This window comes from Marinibacterium sp. SX1, from assembly GCF_050389775.1.
Taxonomy (GTDB): Bacteria; Pseudomonadota; Alphaproteobacteria; order Rhodobacterales; family Rhodobacteraceae; genus Marinibacterium.
The window spans coordinates 3,484,155-3,503,337 of sequence record NZ_CP177144.1; the positions used below are offsets into that span (position 1 = coordinate 3,484,155).

The window sequence follows — 19,183 nt, forward strand, 5'->3', positions numbered from 1 at the left end:
GGCTCCCCCTCAGGTGTTGCGGATCGCCCAGAGCTCCATCTTGAGCCCCGGGAACTGGCCGGAGACATGCACCGCGATCCCCCCCGACGTGGTCATCTTGCGCCAATAGGGGCTGTCGCCGTCGAGTTCGAAATAGACCACGCCGGCATGATACGGGATCTGACGAGGCGCCACCGGAAGGGGGCGAAGAGTGATCCCCGGCAGGGCCGAATTGACCAGCTGGCGGATCTCTTCGACCGGCCCGATCTTGGCCTGGCCGGCAAAGTGGCGGCGCACGTCCTCGGTCGGGATCTCGGCATCGACGGCCAGCACGAACCCCGCGTTGCCGATCAGCTTGCGGTCGGCGATGACCCCGACCGAAATGCCGTATTTGCGCAGTTCCAGCGGGATCGGGATGGCCGTCTGCTCCAGCACCGAGCTGAGATATTGCCGCAGGATGCGCATGACCGGCAGGAAGCAGTTGGTCAGGTTGTCATGGGTATAGGGCGGCAGGTCGGGCGCGACCTTCTCGACGGTCATGAAGACCGACAATTCGCCGGCAATCCCGGCCAGGAAGCGAAAAGCCTCCTCGGGGTGCAGGTTCTCGATCCCGCCCATGTGGCGCACCTGGGGGATCAGCCGGTTGATGATCGTCAGCAGCAGGAAGTCCGACACCTCGGCCACGCCCCGCGCCGCGCCGCCCTCGGACAGCCGCCCGGCCAGGGCCGTCATCCGATGCGACAGCAGCCCGTCGAGCTCGCGGAAGAACCCGGCGATGGTCTGGCTGGCCCGGATATCCAGGCAGGACGGGATGAACGACTGGTCCAGCACGATTTCCCGGTCCGAGCGCACCTCGATGATGCGCGCCACCGGGATCGCCAGCCGGTCGGCCATGTCATCGACCTCCAGCGCGAATTGCAGGCGCATCTTGCCCACGCCCAGCATCACCGGCTTGCGCTCCTGGCTCATCGTGTCGGTGACCTCGATCTCGGCCGGGCGCAGCCGGCTGGCCGAGCTTTCGGCCCCGGTCAGGTCGACCTCGGAAGCGCCCTGGCGGCGCTGGGGCACGGTGAGGTAGACGATGCAATCCTTGACCGTTTCGGGCACTTCGAGCGCCGGCGGGTGATCGTCGGCCATGGGTATGCGAAAGACCGTGCCGTCCTGGGTCAGCCCGGTGGCCGTCTTCAGGGCGAACTGGCCGACCTTGAGCACGTCGAAATCGATGTCCAGCGTCGACACCCCCCAGGCATAGGGCCTGAGCCGGCGCGCCAGCCCGTTGACCAACGCCTCGGCATAGCGGTCGGCCTGCTGGAAATGATGAGGCTGGACGAAGAGGCCTTCGGTCCAGAGCACCTTGCTGTCCCAGGACATGGGTGTCGTTCTCCTGCGTCCCGCCGGATGCGGGTGTTCCTGTTCTGCCCGCCCGCTGGCGGGTCCTGCTGTCGGCCCCGCGGGCGGCGGGGGTGGTGCGCCGGGCCCGCGGGCCGGGCGGTCAATCCGGGCCGGCGGGCGGCGCGATGCCATCCCGGTCGTGATCCTGACCTTGGTCGTCCCGGGCCTTCAGGCGGTTCAATTGTTCCTGGTAGGCTTTTGCAAATTCACGGCTGAAGAAATGGTGAAAGTCGTTCTCGGCCTGGTCGGAAATCTCGGCGAACATCTTCTCGTAGATGTCCCAGTACTGGGCCTTGCGCCCGCCACGCAGGATGCCGCCCAGCAGGCCGGAGGATTCGATGCGGTCCGACAGCACGGCCGGGCTGAGCTTGCCCAGCACCGAGCGGATGGCGCTTTCCATGCCGGCGACCATGGCCACCTCGTGGGCGGCGATGTCGTCGAGCGCCTCGCGGGCGGCGGCCTCGGGGGCCATGTAGCCCCGCCGGCGCGGGCGCAGCAGGGCCTCGACGGCCTGCTCCGGGCTGACCGAGAATTTCAGGGGGTTGTTGCCGCCTGCGGCGATCATCGTCTGTTCGATGCGGAATTCCGACTTGATCGAGGTCCGGGTCATCAGGATCTCGCGGATGCCGGTGACCAGCTCGCGCATGATCGCCCCGGCCCGGGCCATGGTCTCGGGCAGATCCTCGTCGCGGATGTCCATGTCGTCGGCGCCAAGCGCGTCGAGAAAGGCCCGGACGGCGGCGCTCTCGCCGACCGATGCGGGCGCGGCGGGGGGCGGTGTGGGCGCGGCAGGGGTCGATGGTGTGGCGGGAGACGTCGCCGCAGGCGCGGCGAGCGGCACGGTCGGCGGCGGCGGCGCGTTGGCATGCGGCGGGCGCGGCACGGCGGTGGGGTCGCGCGGGGCCTCGGGCTCGGTCGCGCCAGGCGACGCGACGGGCGGCTGGGTCGGCGGCTTCAAGGGCGGCTGGCCTGACGGTGCCAGCGGCGGCTGGGCCGGCGGGGTCTCGGGCGCGCCGGCGGGCGGCACATCGGGCAAGGCATCCGGCACCTCCGGCGCCCCCCGGCGCGCGGGGGCCGCAGCGGGCGGCGGCACGTCGAACTCGGCAAAGGGATCGTCCAGCGGGGCCACCGGCGGGACCGGCTCATCCGTCCCTGGCAGGCCGTCCTCGCCACCACCCTGCGCCGGCGTCGGGGCCAGGAAATCGTCCCAATCGTCGGGAATGATCGCCCGCCCGGGGCTGGGCGGGGTGAAACTGTCGCTGGCCGAAGGGCTGTGGGCGCCAAAGCTCGCCCCCTGCCCTTCGCGCCCGTCGGCGGGCGGGCGTAAGAACGGATCGTCGTCCCCGGCCCCGTCGGGCGGCAGCAACTCGTCGATCGGATCGACCGGGTTCAGCTGGGCCGGCCCCGTCGGCACCGAGGCCCCGCCCAGCAGTTCATCCAGCACGTCGCCGCCCTCGCCGGGGCTGTCGAGCAGGTCGAGCGGATCGGGCGACAGCTCGGCCCGGCCCGGCGAGACCGGGTAATCGCCCAGCGGATCCGGCCCCAGATCGAGCGCCGAGGGCGCCATCGCCCCGATCGACACGACCAGTTCGAACACCCCCAGCGTCAGCACGTCGCCATTGGACAGCGGCGTCGGCACCGGGCCGAGCGGGACCTTGGCATAATTCAGGAAGGTGCCGTTGGTCGACAGGTCGATGACCACGACATTGCCGCCCTGGTCCTCGATGACACAATGGCTCTTGGACAGCATGCGGTCGGGGTCGGGCAGCACCAGGTCATTGGCCGGGCCGCGCCCGATGGTCAGGCTGGACCCGGACATGGTGACCGGCCCGGCATTGCCGGGCACGGGGCCTGTGGGCTGGAAGGACACGGTGACGGACATGGGCGCTCTCAGCGGCCGGTCCGGCCGCGCCGGATGGACCTGATTGCCTTCGATCTGGACGTGCTCATGCCTGACTTACGCGCTCCCCGTTTCTTCGAGCCGCCCGTTCCCTCCGCGAGCGATGTCGACGGCCCTGTCGACCAGAAGAAGGCCATGTTCCTCAAACCTATCAGACATTTCCCCAAGCGCTACCATATTCATCCCGAAGGCCGCCGCCTCGGCCGCGCCGGCGGGGGCGGGAAAGCGGGCCAGGTCGCCGGGCCCCAGCGTGCCGTCGAAATAGAGCGCGGCCATGGCGCAATGCACGGTGTTGTCGTCGACATAGGCCGCGTCGATGGCATCGCTGGCCGCCGTGCGGTTGTCGTCGCTGGGGTCAAAGACCCAGGCCTCGGCGGCGCTGAGCGGGCGCGGGTCGCGCTCGCTGGCCGGTCCGACGTAATCGCGCGCGGCCAGGCAGGCCCACCACACCCGTTCGCGCGGCGGCAGGGCCACGGCCAGCAGGTGCAGCATGTCGAACAGTTCGCCCCGCGCCTCCAGCTCGGCCAGCACGGCATCGACCCCGGCGCTGGCCGGCGCCTCGATGGCCACGGTCAGCCGGGCCCCCGCCCGGGCCAGCAGTTTCGCCGCCGGTTCCTGCGGCACCTTGATCATTCCTGAAAACCGGTCGCTCATGACATGCCCTAGTTGATCATCGTGATACCGCCCTTCAGGGTCAGCATCGCCGCGCCCTTCACGGTGGTCATCTTGCTGTCGACCGTCGCCATGCCCTTGGCCTTGACGTCGACCATCGGCGCGTCGATCGTCACGCCCGACATGTCGATCGTGATCGACGACTGGCCGACCTTGAGCACGATCTTCTGCTTGGCCTCGATCTCGATCTTGCCCAGCGAGGCGGTCACGGCAATGTTGCCCTTCTTGACCGTTGTCGTCTGGTTGCCCGTGTCGATCGCGATCGTCTGGTTGCCCTTCTCGACGGTGTTGGTCTGGTTGCCCGACTGCACCGTGGTCTCGTGGTTGTCCTTGATGGTTTCCAGCAGCTTGCCCTTGACCACGTCCAGCAGTGTATCGCCGGTCTCGACCGTGGTCTTGAAATCCTTGTGGATGACCTTTTCCTGGCTGCCCTTGGTCACGTAGAAAAAGGCATCGCCCTCCTGGACCTCCTGTTCCATGTTGGCCTTGACCACCTGCAGCAGCGACGCATCGGCCGCGTTCTTGAAGGCGTAATCCTTCAGCTCGTCGGCCTTGGCCAGACCGACCCCGATGCGCGAGATGTTCTTGGTCAGGAACTGGTGGTCCTTCTGCGCCTGCAGGCGCATCATTTCCTTGTCCTTCTCGTCGTCGAACATCAGCTCGTTGAAGGCCTGGGCATCGTTGACGCCCTTGGTGCTGTCGGTGCGGATGCCGACCTGGGTGGCCGTCGTCTTCTTGGAATAGAAGGTCGGGTTGACCTCGTTGTAGAGCATGCCCACGCAGATCGGCCGGCTGGGATCGCCTTCCTCGAACTGGATGATGACCTCTTCGCCGATGCGCGGCACGGCGGCAAAGCCCCAGTTCTTGCCGGCCCAGGGCGTGGCCACGCGCACCCAGCACGACGAGGTCTCGTCCTTCTTGCCCTCGCGGTCCCAGTGGAACTGGACCCGGATGCGCCCGTAATCGTCGGTATAGATCTCTTCGCCCGAAGGCCCGACGACCAGCGCGGTCTGCAGGCCCGACATCATCGGCCAGGGCGTCGACAGCGGCGCGCGGTAGGGTTCGGCCAGGGCGATGGTCTCGATCGTCGCGGCATAGGCGAAATCGGCAATACCCTCGGGAAAGTCGAGGTTGGCCGCCCTGAGATCGTAATCGGTGGGCTCGTCGGCCACGTCCATGTCGGTCTGGACGTAATGGGTCGCCCGGATCACCAGGTAATCGGTATTGGCCGCGCTGTCGGGATGATCGGTCAGGGCAAAGCTGTGGCCCACGCCCATCGTGCGCACGCTGGACGCCCCGCGCCAGGTCTTGTGGCGGATGGTCTCGGCTTCCAGCCGCACCCGCGCCCGGCGCTGCGCACGGTCGCTTTCCGACGTGACGGGCTTGTCCTTGGGCGTGTTGCCCTCGCCCCGGAACCGGCCGGGGTAATCATAGATCTCCATGTCGTCGCGCGGGAACTGGCGCGAGCCCGCCGCTTCGGTCGTGACCATCGAAGCCGTGGGCTTGAACAGGTCGTAATCGTTCAGCGTGACCTTGCCCGAGGTCACAGCCCGCGTTGCGGCCCATTCGGTGATCTTCTCCTCGCGGCCCTTGGACGCGTTGGTCATGGCCTCAAAGGGCACCTTGGCCAGTTCGGGCACCGGGCTGTGCGAGCTCTTGCTGTCGCAGAAGGTCAGCTGGTCGGGCTCGGCCGACCCCGACTTGGTGCCGAAGAAATAATAGATCCCCTCCTGTTCCAGCAGCCGGCTGATGAAGGCGAAATCGCTTTCGCGGTACTGCACGCAATATTGCCGGACGTCATAGCTGTCGGACAGCTTGAAGGTGAAATCGGTAAAGCCGTATTCGCCGAAGATCTGTTCGACGATGTTGCGCGTGGTCAGGTTCTGGAACACCCGGCAGTCGCGGGTGCGGGTCAGCAGGTAGAACCACGGCCGGATCTCGGCCACGTACTGGCGCACCCCGGCCCGCAGCCCGAGGTTCTCGACCGACACGCAGATGCCCCCGAACTCGCGTTCGTTCTTGTCCTGGGTCTTCAGGTGCACCTTCATCGCCTTGCCGATGAACTGGGTCAGGTCCAGGTCCTTGGTCTTGGACTGGAACGACACCGTCATCTCGGTCAGCCGGCTCATGCCCTCGCGCACGATGGCCTTGCGGAACTGCAGGTCCTGGGCGCCGTAATCGCCCGACATCCAGGCAATGGCGTCGTCATGTGGCTTGCTGACGGTCATGGCCGGCCCGCCCCGTTTGTCGTGCCGTCGAATAACAGCATCTACAGGTCCTCCAATAAAGCGGCGAGTTCGGCGTCAATATCGCCATCGCCGGCCTGCGCCGGCGGCACGGCCGGCGCGTCGTTTGCGAAATCAGATAGAAGATCGTCCAGTTCGGCCATCATGTCTGTGTCCTGGGTCACAGAGGGCGCGGTTTCCCCGCCCGTGGCCGCCGTCGTCGGCCGGGGCGGACGCGGTGGCGACGGCTCCGGTGGCGGCAGGTCGCTCCAGGGTCCGCGCAGGGGCGCGCCGCCCAGGGCATTGAACGAACCCAGCCGGATCTCGTCGCGGCCCTTGATCCAGACCACGGGCATCAGCCCCCGGGCCATGACCTCTTCGACCCGGGCCAGCGTCAGGTTGCGCTCGGTGCAGGGCAAGGCCACCTGGTCGCCATGGCGGTCGGTGACGTAATGGTAGGGGATGTCGCCCAGCGACATGACGCTGCCCAGGTCCAGCGCCGGGCCGTTGCGCCGATAGCTGCGGGCCAGAAGGATCGTCACCAGCACCACCGGGTTGGCCCACAACAGGCCCGACAGCCCCTCGGCCATGGTGAATTCCTCGAAGTCGAATTCATAGGTCGGCTCGGTCCGGGCGCCGTAGGGCCGGCGCAGCATGAACCGCGGCGTGGCCAGACCCAGGTAGGCCGCCTCGGGCATGGCGCGCAGGGTGTCCCAGGCCTCGGCCACCAGCGGGTGGCGGTCGTCCCTGGGCGTGGCCATGAAGCCGGTCGACAGGGCCGAGACAAAGGGCGCATCGACATGGGCCGCCACCCGGGCGATCCGGCCCAGGATCTGGGCATGCACCGGGGTTTCCTCGAAGGTGTAAAGCCCGATCAGCGCCGAATAGCCGCCCCGCCCGGTGTCCTCGTCCAGCGGCGGGCCTGTCAGCAGCTGCACCAGCCCGCTGTCCGACAGGTCTTCGGAGGCGGCCAGGTCGGCGGCGATTTCCTCGGCCGAAATGTCATAGAGCATGATGTCGAGCCGGTCGTCGGCCTCGACCGAGCGGGCCAGCAAGTCGAGGCTGCGCCACTGGGCTTCCAGGGCCTGCACGTCGGGGTGGTGCAGGATCAGGCGCATGGCGGCGGCCACCGATGCATCCACCGCAGCGATGGCCTGGCCGTCGGGGGCCTGGCGCAGGTGCGGGCCGACGATGCGGGCGATCATCTCGTCCAGCGGGCCGGCCGTGGCCGGCGCCGGGGCGCTGGCGCCGATCAGCCGCTGGAAATCGCTCAGCCGGCAATCGGCAGGCACGGCGGTGGCGGCCGAGCGTCGCCGGCTGGGCGCCAGCGGCATGTCATGGGTCTCGGCCCAGGTCTTCAGCCGGGCCAGCGCGGCATCGGCGGTGGCCCCCGCGCCCAGCTGCGCGCGCAGGGCCTTCAGCTCGGCAAAGAGCGGGACATTGGCAAAGATCTCGTCGGGGTGCAGGTCGTCCAGCCCGCTCAGCGGCAGGTGCACCCCGGCCCCGTCCCGGCCCAGCGGCAGGACCATGTCTTCGGCAAAGCCCTCGATGATGTCCTCGACGGTGTCGGGGTCGAGCATCACCGGCGCCCGGGCAGCCAGAGCCGCGCCAGTCTCGATCTGCCCCCGCGCGGCGCGGCCGCTGAAATCGCCGAAGAGCGCGATGCGGAAGCGCTTGCGGTTCAGCATGTCCGGCGCCGGCCGGTCGCCGGTCATGGTGCCAAAGACCAGCTCGGGCTCGGTCGGCCTCGGGGGCTGTTCCTGCCCGGCAGCCGCCTCGGGAGACGCGCCCTGCGCAGAGGCATCACCCTCACCACCCCCCGCATCCGCCGCGCCACCCGCAGGCAAGCCAAGGTCGCCCAACAGATCATCCAGATCGTCCAGCGCCGCCGTGGCGGTCTCTTCGCCCTGGTCACTGTTCGCCGCACCCTGGTCCCCGGCATCTGCGCCTTGCCCGGCGGCACCGTCCTTGCCAATGGCATCCGCACCCAGCCCGGCGACATCGGCCTGGCCACCGGCATCTGCGGCCATCCCCAAATCGCCGCCAGCCTGGTTTCCGGCACCTGCACCCTGCCCGGCACCCAGGCTGCCCGGCCCATCCGAAACAGCCTCGGCCCCACCCAGATCTCCCAACAGGTCATCCAGATCGCCCAGCACGTCGGCCGCGCCCTTGTCTGCGTCATCCGCATCTGGCGCGGCGCTCGCGGCCCCCGATCCATCCGCCTGCCCCGACGCCTCTGCGGCCGCCACAGCTGCGGCCAGATCCGTCGCCCCCGGATCACCCAGCAAGTCATCCAAATCGCCCAGCGCGGCGGCTGCAGCGTTCTCCGCTTCATCGGCCCCTACTGCGGCATCCCCCGATCCAGCCGCCCCCCCGGCGTCGGTCGGCGCATCCGGTGCGGCCATGTCTGCCCCACCCGGATCGCCCAGCAAATCATCCAATTCGCCCAGCGCGTCGGAGGCATCACCGGCCCCTTCATCCAACCCGGTGGCTGCACCGGCATCACCTGGACCATTGCCCAATTCGGTCGCCTCTGCAGACGCACCAGCCGTGGCATCCGATCCCCCCGCATCCGGCCCGGCGAGATCACCCAGCAAGTCGTCCAGACCATCCAGCGCCCCGCCATCAGCATCGGCGTCGGCTCCGCTATTGGCGTTGGCGTTGGCGTTGGCGTTGGCGTTGGACATGCCTCCCTCTGCATCGACAGCGTCAACCGGGTTCCACAGAACATCGTCCATGTCGTCTGCCTCTCCGTCGCCCGTTTCGGCAGCAACGGCACCGACATACGCTCCCACATCGGCGTCCCCACCCGGATCAGCCAGCATGTCCCCTAACCCGTCATCATCAGACGTAGCTTCGGAAACCGGTTCAAGACTGGCCAAGGCTGCTCCTGCCGCATCCTCTTCCTCAGTGTCCGGCGCGGGGGCGCTCATCCCGCCAAGGATGTCATCCAGGCCGTCGTCTGCCGGCGTATCATCGGCGACGGGCTCAAGGCTGGCCAAGGCCGCGCCTGCCGCATCCTCTTCCGCTGTGTCCGGCGCGGGGGCGCTCATCCCGCCAAGGATGTCATCCAGGCCGTCGTCTGCCGGCGCATCATCGGCAACCGGTTCAAGGCTGGCCCAGGCAGCCCCTGCGGTATCCTCTTCCGCTGTATCCGGCGCGGGGGCGCTCATCCCGCCAAGGATTTCATCCAAGCCGTCGTCTGCCGGCGCATCATCGGCAACCGGTTCAAGACTGGCCAAGGCTGCTCCTGCCGCGTCCTCTTCCGCTGTTTCCGGCGCGGGAGCACTCATCCCACCAAGGATGTCATCCAGGCCGTCGTCTGCCGGCGCATCATCGGCAATAGGCTCAAGGCTGGCCAACGCAGTCCCTGCGGTATCCTCTTCCGCTGTGTCCGGCGCAGGGGCGCTCATCCCGCCAATGATGTCAGCCAGGCCGTCGTCTTCGGCCTTCTCTTCCTCGACCGGTTCAAGGCTGGCCAAGGCCGCCGCAGCTCTGTCATCCCCGGTCGGCTCCTGTGGTGCGCTTGCAATGGCTCCGAGGATCGCCGTATGATCTTCGGCGGGGTCGTTCTCATCGACCGGGGCGCGTGCCAGGTCGCCCAGCACATCTGCCGTGTCCTCACCGGCGTCTTCCACGGTCGGCGCGGATGGCAGGCCCGCCAGGACGTCATCCAGAACTTCCGTGTCCCCGGGATCGACAGGCTCGGACGCTGCAAGCCCGGCAAGCACGGTGCTGGTGGTATCCTCCGCGTCTTGCTCTGCCGGTTCAGACGACAACCCGGCCAATACATCACCGGTGGTATCCTCTGTCTTCTCCTCCACCGGAGCGCCTGCCAGGCCCGACAGCACCTCCGCTGCCGTGTCGTCCTCCTCTGCCTGCGCGGGCGCCATTTCCGACAGACCGGCCAGAACGTCCCCGGTCGTATCCGCCTCGGCTTCTTCTACCGGCGCAGACGACAGCCCGGCCAGTACATCACTGGTGGTATCCTCTGTCTTGTCCTCCTCCGGGGCGGATGCCAGGCCCGCTAACACCTCCGCTGCCGTGTCGTCCTCCTCTGCCTGCGCGGGCGCCATCTCCGACAGACCGGCCAGAACGTCCCCGGTCGTATCCCCCTTGGCCTCCTCTTCCGGCGCAGACGACAGCCCCGCCAGGACAGCGCCGACATCATCCTCTGCCGCCTCCTCCACCGGCGCGGACGCCAGGCCGGCCAGAACGTCCGCCGTATCGTCCTCCTCCGCCTCGGACACGGGTGTGGCTACGAGGGCGGACAGGACTTCGCCGGTCGTGTCGGCCGGGCCCTTATCGGCGGGCGGTGCGAGGCTGCGCAGGGTGGCCAGGGCTGCGTCGGCCTCGGGCGAGCCGGAGGGCGCGGCGCCGCCCAGCGCGGCCAGAAGCGACGGATCGGCCAGGATCGTCTCGATCAGCGCCTCTGCCCCGGCCTTGCCGTCCATGTAGGCCATCAGGTCGCTCAGCTGGCGGCGCGCCTCGAGCAGCGCGCGCAGCGGTTCGACCCGCGCGGCAATCGCGCCGGGCTCGAAATCGGACATCGCCTCGAAGGTCAGATCGACCGCCAGGTTGCCCTCGCCGGTCAGCGTGTTCGGCACGGCGAATGCCACCCGCGGCGCCATCGCCTTCATCCGCGCATCGAAATTGTCGACATCGATCTCAAGGAACGCCCGGTCGGCCACGGCGGGTGGCTCGACATGGGACTTGCCCGACAGGTCCGACAGCACCCCCATGACAAAGGGCAGCTGGACCGATTTCTCGGAGCCGTAGAGCTCGACATCATATTCGATCTGCACCCGCGGCGCGCGGTTGCGGGCGATGAACTTCTGGCTGTCGCTCATGACCCGCCTCCCTGTTTCAGCGTGCCGATCTCGCCGCGCAGCGCGCGGATCTCGTCGCGCAGCGCCAGCACGTGTTCATCGACCACGTCGGTTTCCGAGCGCACCAGCTCGCGAAGGCGTTCGAACTCGGCCTCGGCATCGGCCTCGACGGCCTGTTGCATCGTGTTGACCAGGATACCGATGAAGAGGTTGAGCACCGAAAAGGCCGTGAGCACGATGAAGGGCACGAAAAATGCCCAGGCCATCGGGAATTCCGCCATGACCGGGCGCACGATGCCCATCGACCAGCTCTCCAGCGTCATGATCTGGAACAGCGAATAGACCGAACGGCCCAGCGTGCCGAACCAGTCGGGAAAGGCATCGCCATACATCAGCGTGGCCATGACCCCGAAGACGTAATAGACGATCGACAGCATGACGATCACCGCGCCCATGCCGGGCAGCGCGTCGAACAGCGCCTGCACCACCGCCCGCATCTGGGGCACGGCCGACAGCACGCGCATGGCCCGGATCACGCGCAGCCCGCGCAGGGCCGACAGCTCGGACCGGTTGGGCAGCAGGCCCAGCCCGACGACAACCAGGTCGAAGATGTTCCAGGCGTTGCGGAAGAACCCCCAGCCGTAGGCATAGAGCTTGAGCAGCATCTCGGCCACGAAGATGGCCAGGATCACCCGGTCAAAGCCGGTCAGGAAACCGCCGGCCGCATCCATGACCTGGTCCGAGGTCGACATGCCCAGGGTGATGGCATTGACGATGATGATCACCAGGATGCCGTTGGCGACCTGGGGCAGTTCGACGAAATGACGGACGCGGTCGCGCAGGGTGGGCTCGGCACCGGTGCCCGGCCCTGCGTCGCCACCACCAGCACCCGCCGGAATACGAGCGGTGACGGGCCCGGCACCATGAATGGCCTGATCCGCAGGATCACGACCGGCGCCAGACCCGGTGTCGGAGCCGGCGTGGCCCATCGTACCGCGACCGGTGGCCGACACGGGTTCGGGCCCAACACGGCCCAGCGGTTCCAGACCTGCGCCCGACACCGCACCATGTCCGGTGCTGCCCGTCGGAGCGGGACCGGTGACTGATCCGGTATCACCGGCGCCATTGTCCCTGCCGGCGGCCACGGGTCCGGGGGCGGCGGTGCCATTTCGGCCCGCCGCCTGGCTGGTGATCTCGCCCCTGTCCGTCCTGTCTGCCATGGCGGTCTGTCTCCGCTCCTGTTCACCGTTCACGCAAGTCTACCGTTCACGTTTATTGTCGTTCACGCATGGTCGCCGTTCATGCCGTCCGTCACCGGCCGGTGCGGCCGCCCCGGCCCGGGCGCCCGCCTGTCGTTCGTGCCCGCCCCGGCCCGGCCGCCGGATTGCGAGGCTTTGCCCCGGGTCAGAAGGCCTTGACCGCGCTCGACGTCACATCGGCCGCGTTCTTGAAGAAATCGGCCCAGCGGTTCGACGTATCCAGATCGGGCACCTTGCGCGGCTGGGCCTTGACCAGGTCCTGCTTGGCCGTCTTCAGCGCGGCCAGCACATCGGCCGGCTTGCCGCCCAGCTGGGTTTCGAACTTCAGGATGTCCGACTGTCCCTGTTCCAGGTTCTTGCGGGCTTCCTGCACCTTCTTGTCGCCGCTCTTGTCACCGTCGAGCTTCTTGATCGCCACCAGGAATTCCTGTTTCACCTGGCCCACCTTCAGCGTCATCGCCTCGTGGTTGGCATTGGCCGCCTCGATCGCCTTGAGCGCCTTGTCGATGGCCTTTTCGGCGGTCGCGACCTCGTCGGCGGCAATCGCCACATTGGCCCGGTACTGCTTGGCATAGGCCGTCAGGTCCTTGGCCGTGGACACGATCAGCGACAGCCCCTTGGTGATCAGCGCCGCGGCCGCCACGATGACCACCGCCGCTGCGCCCCCGGTGGCAATGGTGGCCACCGTGGCAAAGGCGATGGCCGTGGCCACGACGACGAACTTGACCAGCGTCCAGGCCAGCTTGCCGTGATCCTTCTTGAGCGTCGCGCCTTCCTGGATCTTCTTGCAACCGGCCTCGTGCGCGGGCCGGGTCAGCCGGGCCACGGCCTCCTGGTAGAGCTTCTGCGCCTCGGCCCCGATCTTGACCAGCTCGCTGTCCTTGAAGGCGTTCATCTGCTTGAGCGCCGCCTCGACCTCCTTGCCCGTCGGCGGCGACTTGGCGTGTTTCTTGGTAAAGGCCAGTTCCATGGCCATCATCTTCTTTTCCACCCCGTCGATCAGCGCCTGGATCGCCTTGGTCACCGCGGTCAGCGCCTTCTTGTAGGCCGACTGGATCGTCTTGCCGACCTCGGCCAGGTACGCCCCCCGGCTCTTGTCCGAGATCGCGGCGATCCCCTCGTTCTTCCAGCTGAACGTGGCATCGCCCGACAGCTCGACATATTTCTTCGAACTCTTCAGCCGCATCTTTTCGACAACCTTGTAGCCGCCGGCCTCCATCACGAATTGCATCCCTGGCTCCTCCTCCGAAGCTCCTATTCGAACGTGTAGGCGAACTCTCCCTCACTCGTATCAACAGAGACTTTACGGATCTCGCCGCCCTCCATCATCCGGCGCAGGAATTCGGCCGAAATCTCGGGCAGCATGGTGTTGGTCACGATGGCGTCGATCATGCGCCCGCCGCTCTCCAGTTCCTGGCAGCGCTCGACGATCATCTCGACCACCCCGTCGGAATAGTCGAACGGCACGCCGTGGCTTTCGGACACGCGTTTCTGGATGCGGCCCAGCTGCAGCCGGGTGATCGCCGCGATCATGTCGGGACTGAGCGGGTAATAGGGGATCGTCACCAGCCGGCCCAGCAGCGCGGCGGGAAAGACCTTGAGCAGCGGGTCGCGCAGGGCCTTGGCGATGCCCTCGGGTTCGGGCATCAGCTCGGGATCGGCGCAGAGATCCATGATCAGGTCCGACCCCACGTTCGAGGTCAGCAGGATCAGGGTGTTCTTGAAATCGATGATCCGGCCCTCGCCGTCTTCCATCACGCCCTTGTCGAAGACCTGGAAGAAGATCTCGTGCACATCCGGATGGGCCTTTTCGACCTCGTCCAGCAGGACCACCGAATAGGGCTTGCGCCGCACCGCTTCGGTCAGCACCCCGCCCTCGCCATAGCCCACGTATCCCGGCGGCGCGCCCTTCAGCGAGCTGACGGTATGGGCTTCCTGGTATTCGGACATGTTGATGGTGATGACGTTCTGTTCCCCGCCATAGAGGATCTCGGCCAGGGCCAGGGCTGTTTCGGTCTTGCCGACGCCGCTGGTGCCGGCCAGCAGGAAGACCCCGATGGGCTTCGATGGGTTGTCGAGCCCGGCGCGCGAGGTCTGGATGCGCTTGGCGATCATCTTCATCGCGTGATCCTGGCCGATGACCCGCTTGGCCAGGTGGTCCTCCAGGCTCAGCACGGTCTGGATCTCGTCCTTGACCATGCGGCCCACGGGAATGCCCGTCCAGTCGCCGACAACGCTGGCCACGGCCTGGGCGTCGACGATGGGCAGGATCAGCGGGCTGTCGCCCTGGGCCTCTGCCAGGCGCTCTTTCGCGTGCAGCAGCTTGTTCATCAGCGCATCGCGCGAGACGGTCTCGTCGTCCCCGGGGACCTCGGGCGCAGGATCCGCCGCATCGACAGGTTCCCCCTTGGCCCGCAACTGGGCACGCAGATCGAGGATGGTCTCGACGATCTCCTTTTCGGTGTCCCAGCGTTTGGTCAGACCGGCCAGGCGCTCTTCCTCGGCGGTCTTGGCGGCCGTCACCGCCTCGCGCCGGTCGGCCACGTCGTAACCGGCGGTCTCGTCCCGGTCGATGATCTCCAGCTCGGTGGTCAGCGCCTCGATGCGGCGCTGGCTGTCGTCGACCTCGGCCGGGACGGCATGTTGAGACACCGCCACCCGGGCGCAGGCCGTATCCAGCAGGCTGACCGACTTGTCCGGCAGCTGGCGGGCGGGAATGTAGCGGGCCGAGAGCGTCACCGCCGCTTCGATCCCCTCGTCCAGCACCTGCACCCGGTGGTGTTTCTCCAGCATCGAGGCAATGCCCCGCATCATCAGGATGGCCTTGGGAATGCCCGGCTCGTCCACCTGCACCACCTGGAAGCGGCGGGTCAGCGCCGGGTCCTTTTCGATGTATTTCTTGTACTCGGCCCAGGTCGTGGCCCCGATGGTGCGCAGGGTCCCGCGCGCCAGCGCCGGTTTCAGCAGGTTGGCCGCATCGCCCGTCCCCGCAGCCCCCCCGGCCCCCACCAGCGTGTGGGTTTCATCGACGAACATGACGATGGGCACCGGGCTGGCCTGCACCTCGTCGATGACCTGGCGCAGGCGGTTCTCGAACTCGCCCTTCATCGAGGCCCCGGCCTGCAACAGCCCCACGTCCAGCACCAGAAGCTTGACGTCCTTCAGCGCCGGCGGCACGTCGCCGCGCGCGATGCGCAGGGCAAAGCCCTCGACCACGGCCGTCTTGCCCACGCCGGCCTCGCCGGTCAGGATCGGGTTGTTCTGGCGCCGGCGCATCAGCACGTCGACGATCTGGCGGATTTCCTCGTCCCGGCCGACAATCGGGTCGATCTCGCCGTTGCGCGCCTGTTCGGTCAGGTCGGTGCAGAATTGCTCCAGCGCCTCGCCCTGACCCATCTGGGGCGCATGCATGGCATCGGATGCCTCGCCCGGATGCGCCCCGCCGCCGGTCTGCGATCCGTCCTGGGGCCGCATCGCGCCTTCGGGCGAGCCGTCGGTCGCCGCGCCGAAATGATCCGCCAGGTCATCGGGGCCGATCCGCCCCAGCTCGGGCGACATGGTCTGCAGGATGTTGCGCAGGGGCGGCGTCTTGAGCATGCCCAGCAGCAGGTGGCCGGTGCGCACCTGGTTCGAGGAGTAAAGCAGCGAGCCCCAGACCCAGCCCCGTTCCATCGCATCCATCAGGTGTTCGCTGAGGTCGGAGATGGTCGTCGCCCCGCGCGGCAGGCGATCCAGGGCGCGGGTGATCTCGGTCGCGATGGCGCCCGGGTCCAGGTCGTAATGCCGGACGATGCGGTGGATGTCGCTGTCCTGGGCATTCAGGATCTGGTGCAGCCAATGCACGATTTCGACATAGGGATTGCCCCGCATCTTGCAGAAGACCGTGGCGCTTTCGACTGCCTGGTAGCCCAGCGTGTTGAGCTTGCCGAACAAGGCAACGCGGCTGATTTCCGTCATCTCGTACTCCCTTGTCGTTCCTGTCGTTCAAATCGCGCCCGGTTGGCCCGGCGCCCCTGGTATCTCATGGTCCCGCGACCCCCGCCCTGTCGCCATCCGGGTGCAGCCGGGGATAGATGAACAGATCCCCGGCATCGGGGCGCACGGCATCGGGATCGGGGCGCGCGCCGGTCCAGCTCATCAGGCCCAGCCGGGTATTCCCGCCCAGCGAGGCGCGCGGCACCTCGCTGCCCTTCAGCACCAGGTTGATGTCCCATTCCAGCGCATCGCCGGCATAGGACCGCACGATGGCCGTCAGCCGGTCGAGCGCCGGGCCGCCGGGCAGAAGCCGTTCGTAATCGGGCCGCGACAGCGGGCCGATGCGGATGCGGAACTTGGCCGAGCGCGACCAGACCCGGCTGCCGATCGACGTGCTCTGGCCCAGGGCGGCGGGCCGGCCCAGCTCCCATTGGTCATCGGGTTCCAGCTGCAGCCAGGTGCCGACGAATTCCTCGACCGCAACCGGCACGTCGAAATAGGCCGACAGGATGGCGATCAGCCCCTCGGCATTGCGCGGACCCTGCGACAGGTGGCCGGCAAACGCCAGCCGGCCCAGGCCCGGGACGGCATCGCGGTCATGCAGGTGGTCGCCGTGATAGCCGGCCAGCGCGGCCACCTTGCGCGCCACGCCATCGTCGCGGTCGGTGCGGTCGTAGCTGGGCGCCGGCTGGCCGGTGGCCCAGGCCCGGTAGAACAGGGACATGATGCGATGGGTCAGCATGTCGCCAAAGGCCTGCAGCGTCCAGTCGCGGTGATTGCGCCGCCGGTCGCGGGCCCATTCGGTCAGGTGCAGGGGCAAGGGCCCGTGCGGCCCGAAGAGCCCGAAGAACCGGTTGGTCAGCTTGTCGGGCCGGCCCTCGCGGCCCTTCGTGTAGGCCGCGATGGTCGATGTCGGAAAGGCCAGCTCGGCCTCCTGGCCCAGCCGCACGCGATCCTCGCGCGGCCGCCGGCTTTCGCCCAGCCGCGGCGCGTCGGAATGGTGGGCCTCGATCACCCGAAGGGCCTGGAACAGGTGATGTTCCTCGGGCGCCTCGACCAGCCGGTCGTAGAGGCTCAGATGATCCGGGCCAGGCCGCTGACTGGGCGCCATCTGGAAATCTCTCCCCGTTCGCGGGTCTTCAGGACGGTTTCGGTGAAGGAATTGAGGGTCGAATACTTGCGGAAGAACCGTTCGAGCACGGCGCCCAGCACATAGACGCTGGAGCCCTCGAAGAAGCTGTCGTCGAAATGCAGCGTGATCTCCAGCCCGCGCACGGCCGTCGACAACACCTCGTCGCTCATCCGGCGCACGATGGGCCGGCTGGTCACGCCGGTGATGCCTTCCAGCTGCTTTTCGGTCACCTTGTCGCCCAGCGGCGCGTACAGCCCGATCATCTCGCGCAGGGCCGCCGCCCCGTCGCCCCGGCCGGTGTCCGAGATCGACAGGTAGTTCAGGCTGAGATGGCTGATCAGGCGCCAGGCCGTGTCGCCCTGGGCCAGCGTCGGCGACGGGCGCGTCGGCGTGACCGGCAGGCTGACCCGGGTGACCGGCCCGCCATCAGGCAGGTGAAAGACGTCATCGCCCCCGGTGGCCAGCAGCAACGGCAGGTCGCGGTTGGAACACAGCGCCTGCACGGCCACCTGGTCCAGCGCCGCACCATAGGGCGCCTGGGCCCGGTCGATCAGGGTCAGATACAGTTCCGAGCCGAGGTAATTGGTGCGCACCCCCCGCAGACGCTCGCGTTCCGAGCGCTGCCGCATCTTTCGGCTGATGGTGTAATAGGCCGGGTGGCTTTCGCCGGCGGCGGTGAAATCGTCGGCCGAATAGAACGGCCGAAAGGTCACGTCATCGGCGGTGCCGGTGGAAATGCCGGTCACCGAATGCAGGCTGTGGATCTCGTAATCCAGCGACGCCGTGCGCGAGGGCACCACATGGTGCTCGGTGTCGCGGCTTGACAGATGGACCCGGTCGCAGCGCTTGGGGAAGAGATTGACCGCAGGCACCGCGTTCAGCACGAACGCCCCGGGCACCACGGTCGGGATCATCTCGCGCCGGCCGTCGCGCAGCAGGATATAGATGTCGACGGCATCGCCCTCGGCCTTTTCCAACGCCGGGCGCAGGCCCTGCAGCTCGACGAAGAGGAACCGCTCGGGCATGGCGAAATATTCCTGCAACAGCCGGTAGCCGTCGAAGGTGCGGCGCGGCCGGGGCAACAGCGCCTCGTCGGGTTCAAAGCCGCGCTGGCGCACGGCGCCGCCGGGCAGCGGCAGGCGCCAGTCGGCCCGGCGGTCGGCCGAGCGGCCGGTCAGCCCGGTGACCTGCGAACAGAGCAATTCGAGCAGCAGCCAGGCATTGCCGGCCTGCGGGCTCAGATGCAGGGTCAGCCGGTCCATCGGCAGGGCCGACATCGGCTCGCCGTCCAGCCGGCGCAGGCGCAGGCGCACGGCCGCCCGGGCCTCGCGCCCGGCGGTCACCCCGGCGGCCACCAGCTCGCCCCGCCCGTCGATATATTCGGCCTCGGCCACCTCGATCGGCCACAGGGTGACATCGGCCGCGGTGCGGAATTCGCAGGGCGTGGTCTCGCCTTCCAGCGGCCGGCTGCGCAGGGCGCTGTCGCGGGGCAGCGTATAGCCGTCCTTGAGCGCGGTATTGGTCACGTCGGCACCGAAGGCCGCGATCATCATCGACGGCGTCGGCGCCAGGTAATGGGGATAGACGATCTCCAGCAGGTGCTGGGTGATGTTGGGATATTGCAGTTCCAGCTCAAGCTGGACCCGGGCCGACAGAAAGGCCACGCCCTGCAACAACCGCTCGACATAGGGATCAAGGACCTCGACCCCTTCCATGCCCAGCCGCGAGGCGATCTTGGGGAAGGCCTCGGCAAATTCCGCCCCCATGTCGCGCATGAAGAGCAGCTCTTTCTCGTAATGGCGCAGCAGCCGTGTATCCAT

Annotated in this window: 10 protein-coding genes and 1 pseudogene; all 11 read right to left on the reverse strand. The window is 67.8% G+C overall.

The genetic code is table 11. The features are described 5' to 3' along the window. Nucleotides 1-9 precede the first annotated feature (9 nt). Nucleotides 10-1,350, reverse strand: coding sequence for a type VI secretion system baseplate subunit TssK (tssK, locus tag ACK3BB_RS15755; protein WP_428925590.1), 1,341 nt, complete (start codon nucleotides 1,348-1,350; stop codon nucleotides 10-12). Between the two features lie 121 nt (nucleotides 1,351-1,471). Continuing rightward, nucleotides 1,472-3,253, reverse strand: a complete 1,782-nt coding sequence (gene tagH / locus ACK3BB_RS15760) for a type VI secretion system-associated FHA domain protein TagH (RefSeq protein ID WP_428925591.1) — start codon at nucleotides 3,251-3,253, stop codon at nucleotides 1,472-1,474. Between the two features lie 75 nt (nucleotides 3,254-3,328). Further along, nucleotides 3,329-3,925 (reverse strand): DUF6931 family protein, encoded by a 597-nt coding sequence (locus tag ACK3BB_RS15765; RefSeq protein WP_428925592.1) that lies wholly within the window; start codon nucleotides 3,923-3,925, stop codon nucleotides 3,329-3,331. Between the two features lie 8 nt (nucleotides 3,926-3,933). Then, on the reverse strand, nucleotides 3,934-6,171 hold the full coding sequence (locus tag ACK3BB_RS15770; RefSeq protein WP_428925593.1) for a type VI secretion system Vgr family protein: 2,238 nt from the start codon (nucleotides 6,169-6,171) through the stop codon (nucleotides 3,934-3,936). A 41-nt stretch (nucleotides 6,172-6,212) separates the two neighbouring features. Then, a complete protein-coding gene (locus ACK3BB_RS15775; protein WP_428928752.1) occupies nucleotides 6,213-10,244 on the reverse strand; it encodes a type VI secretion system contractile sheath domain-containing protein in 4,032 nt (1,343 codons plus the stop codon). Between the two features lie 270 nt (nucleotides 10,245-10,514). After that, nucleotides 10,515-11,018: pseudogene (gene tssB / locus ACK3BB_RS15780) on the reverse strand (type VI secretion system contractile sheath small subunit); the annotation flags it as partial. Then, nucleotides 11,015-11,986 carry an ion transporter gene (locus tag ACK3BB_RS15785; RefSeq protein WP_428928753.1) on the reverse strand — a complete coding sequence of 324 codons (972 nt, stop codon included), beginning with the start codon at nucleotides 11,984-11,986 and terminating at the stop codon, nucleotides 11,015-11,017. The pseudogene tssB and the gene ACK3BB_RS15785, both read right to left, overlap by 4 nt. Nucleotides 11,987-12,401: 415 nt before the next feature. Next, complete coding sequence (locus ACK3BB_RS15790; RefSeq protein ID WP_428925594.1) at nucleotides 12,402-13,487, reverse strand: hypothetical protein; 1,086 nt, start codon at nucleotides 13,485-13,487, stop codon at nucleotides 12,402-12,404. 23 nt (nucleotides 13,488-13,510) lie between these two features. Continuing rightward, the gene (gene tssH, locus ACK3BB_RS15795) at nucleotides 13,511-16,213 is read right to left on the reverse strand and encodes a type VI secretion system ATPase TssH (RefSeq protein ID WP_428925595.1); all 2,703 of its coding nucleotides are present in this window, start codon (nucleotides 16,211-16,213) and stop codon (nucleotides 13,511-13,513) included. A gap of 64 nt (nucleotides 16,214-16,277) precedes the next feature. Continuing rightward, nucleotides 16,278-17,342: a type VI secretion system baseplate subunit TssG gene (tssG, locus tag ACK3BB_RS15800; protein WP_428925596.1), complete on the reverse strand. Its 1,065-nt coding sequence runs from the start codon at nucleotides 17,340-17,342 to the stop codon at nucleotides 16,278-16,280. After that, nucleotides 17,306-19,183 (reverse strand): type VI secretion system baseplate subunit TssF, encoded by a 1,878-nt coding sequence (gene tssF / locus ACK3BB_RS15805; protein WP_428925597.1) that lies wholly within the window; start codon nucleotides 19,181-19,183, stop codon nucleotides 17,306-17,308. The genes tssG and tssF overlap by 37 nt, the downstream gene beginning before the upstream one ends.

Excerpts from the sequence above, each read along its gene's own strand:
- tssK (WP_428925590.1), bottom strand. The coding sequence starts at position 1,350 with ATGTCCTGGGACAGCAAGGTGCTCTGGACCGAAGGCCTCTTCGTCCAG.
- tagH (WP_428925591.1), bottom strand. The coding sequence starts at position 3,253 with ATGTCCGTCACCGTGTCCTTCCAGCCCACAGGCCCCGTGCCCGGCAAT.
- ACK3BB_RS15765 (WP_428925592.1), bottom strand. The coding sequence starts at position 3,925 with ATGAGCGACCGGTTTTCAGGAATGATCAAGGTGCCGCAGGAACCGGCG.
- ACK3BB_RS15770 (WP_428925593.1), bottom strand. The coding sequence starts at position 6,171 with ATGACCGTCAGCAAGCCACATGACGACGCCATTGCCTGGATGTCGGGC.
- ACK3BB_RS15775 (WP_428928752.1), bottom strand. The coding sequence starts at position 10,244 with ATGGCGCCCGCGCAGGCAGAGGAGGACGACACGGCAGCGGAGGTGTTA.
- ACK3BB_RS15785 (WP_428928753.1), bottom strand. The coding sequence starts at position 11,986 with ATGGGCCACGCCGGCTCCGACACCGGGTCTGGCGCCGGTCGTGATCCT.
- ACK3BB_RS15790 (WP_428925594.1), bottom strand. The coding sequence starts at position 13,487 with ATGCAATTCGTGATGGAGGCCGGCGGCTACAAGGTTGTCGAAAAGATG.
- tssH (WP_428925595.1), bottom strand. The coding sequence starts at position 16,213 with ATGACGGAAATCAGCCGCGTTGCCTTGTTCGGCAAGCTCAACACGCTG.
- tssG (WP_428925596.1), bottom strand. The coding sequence starts at position 17,342 with ATGGCGCCCAGTCAGCGGCCTGGCCCGGATCATCTGAGCCTCTACGAC.
- tssF (WP_428925597.1), bottom strand. The coding sequence starts at position 19,183 with ATGGATACACGGCTGCTGCGCCATTACGAGAAAGAGCTGCTCTTCATG.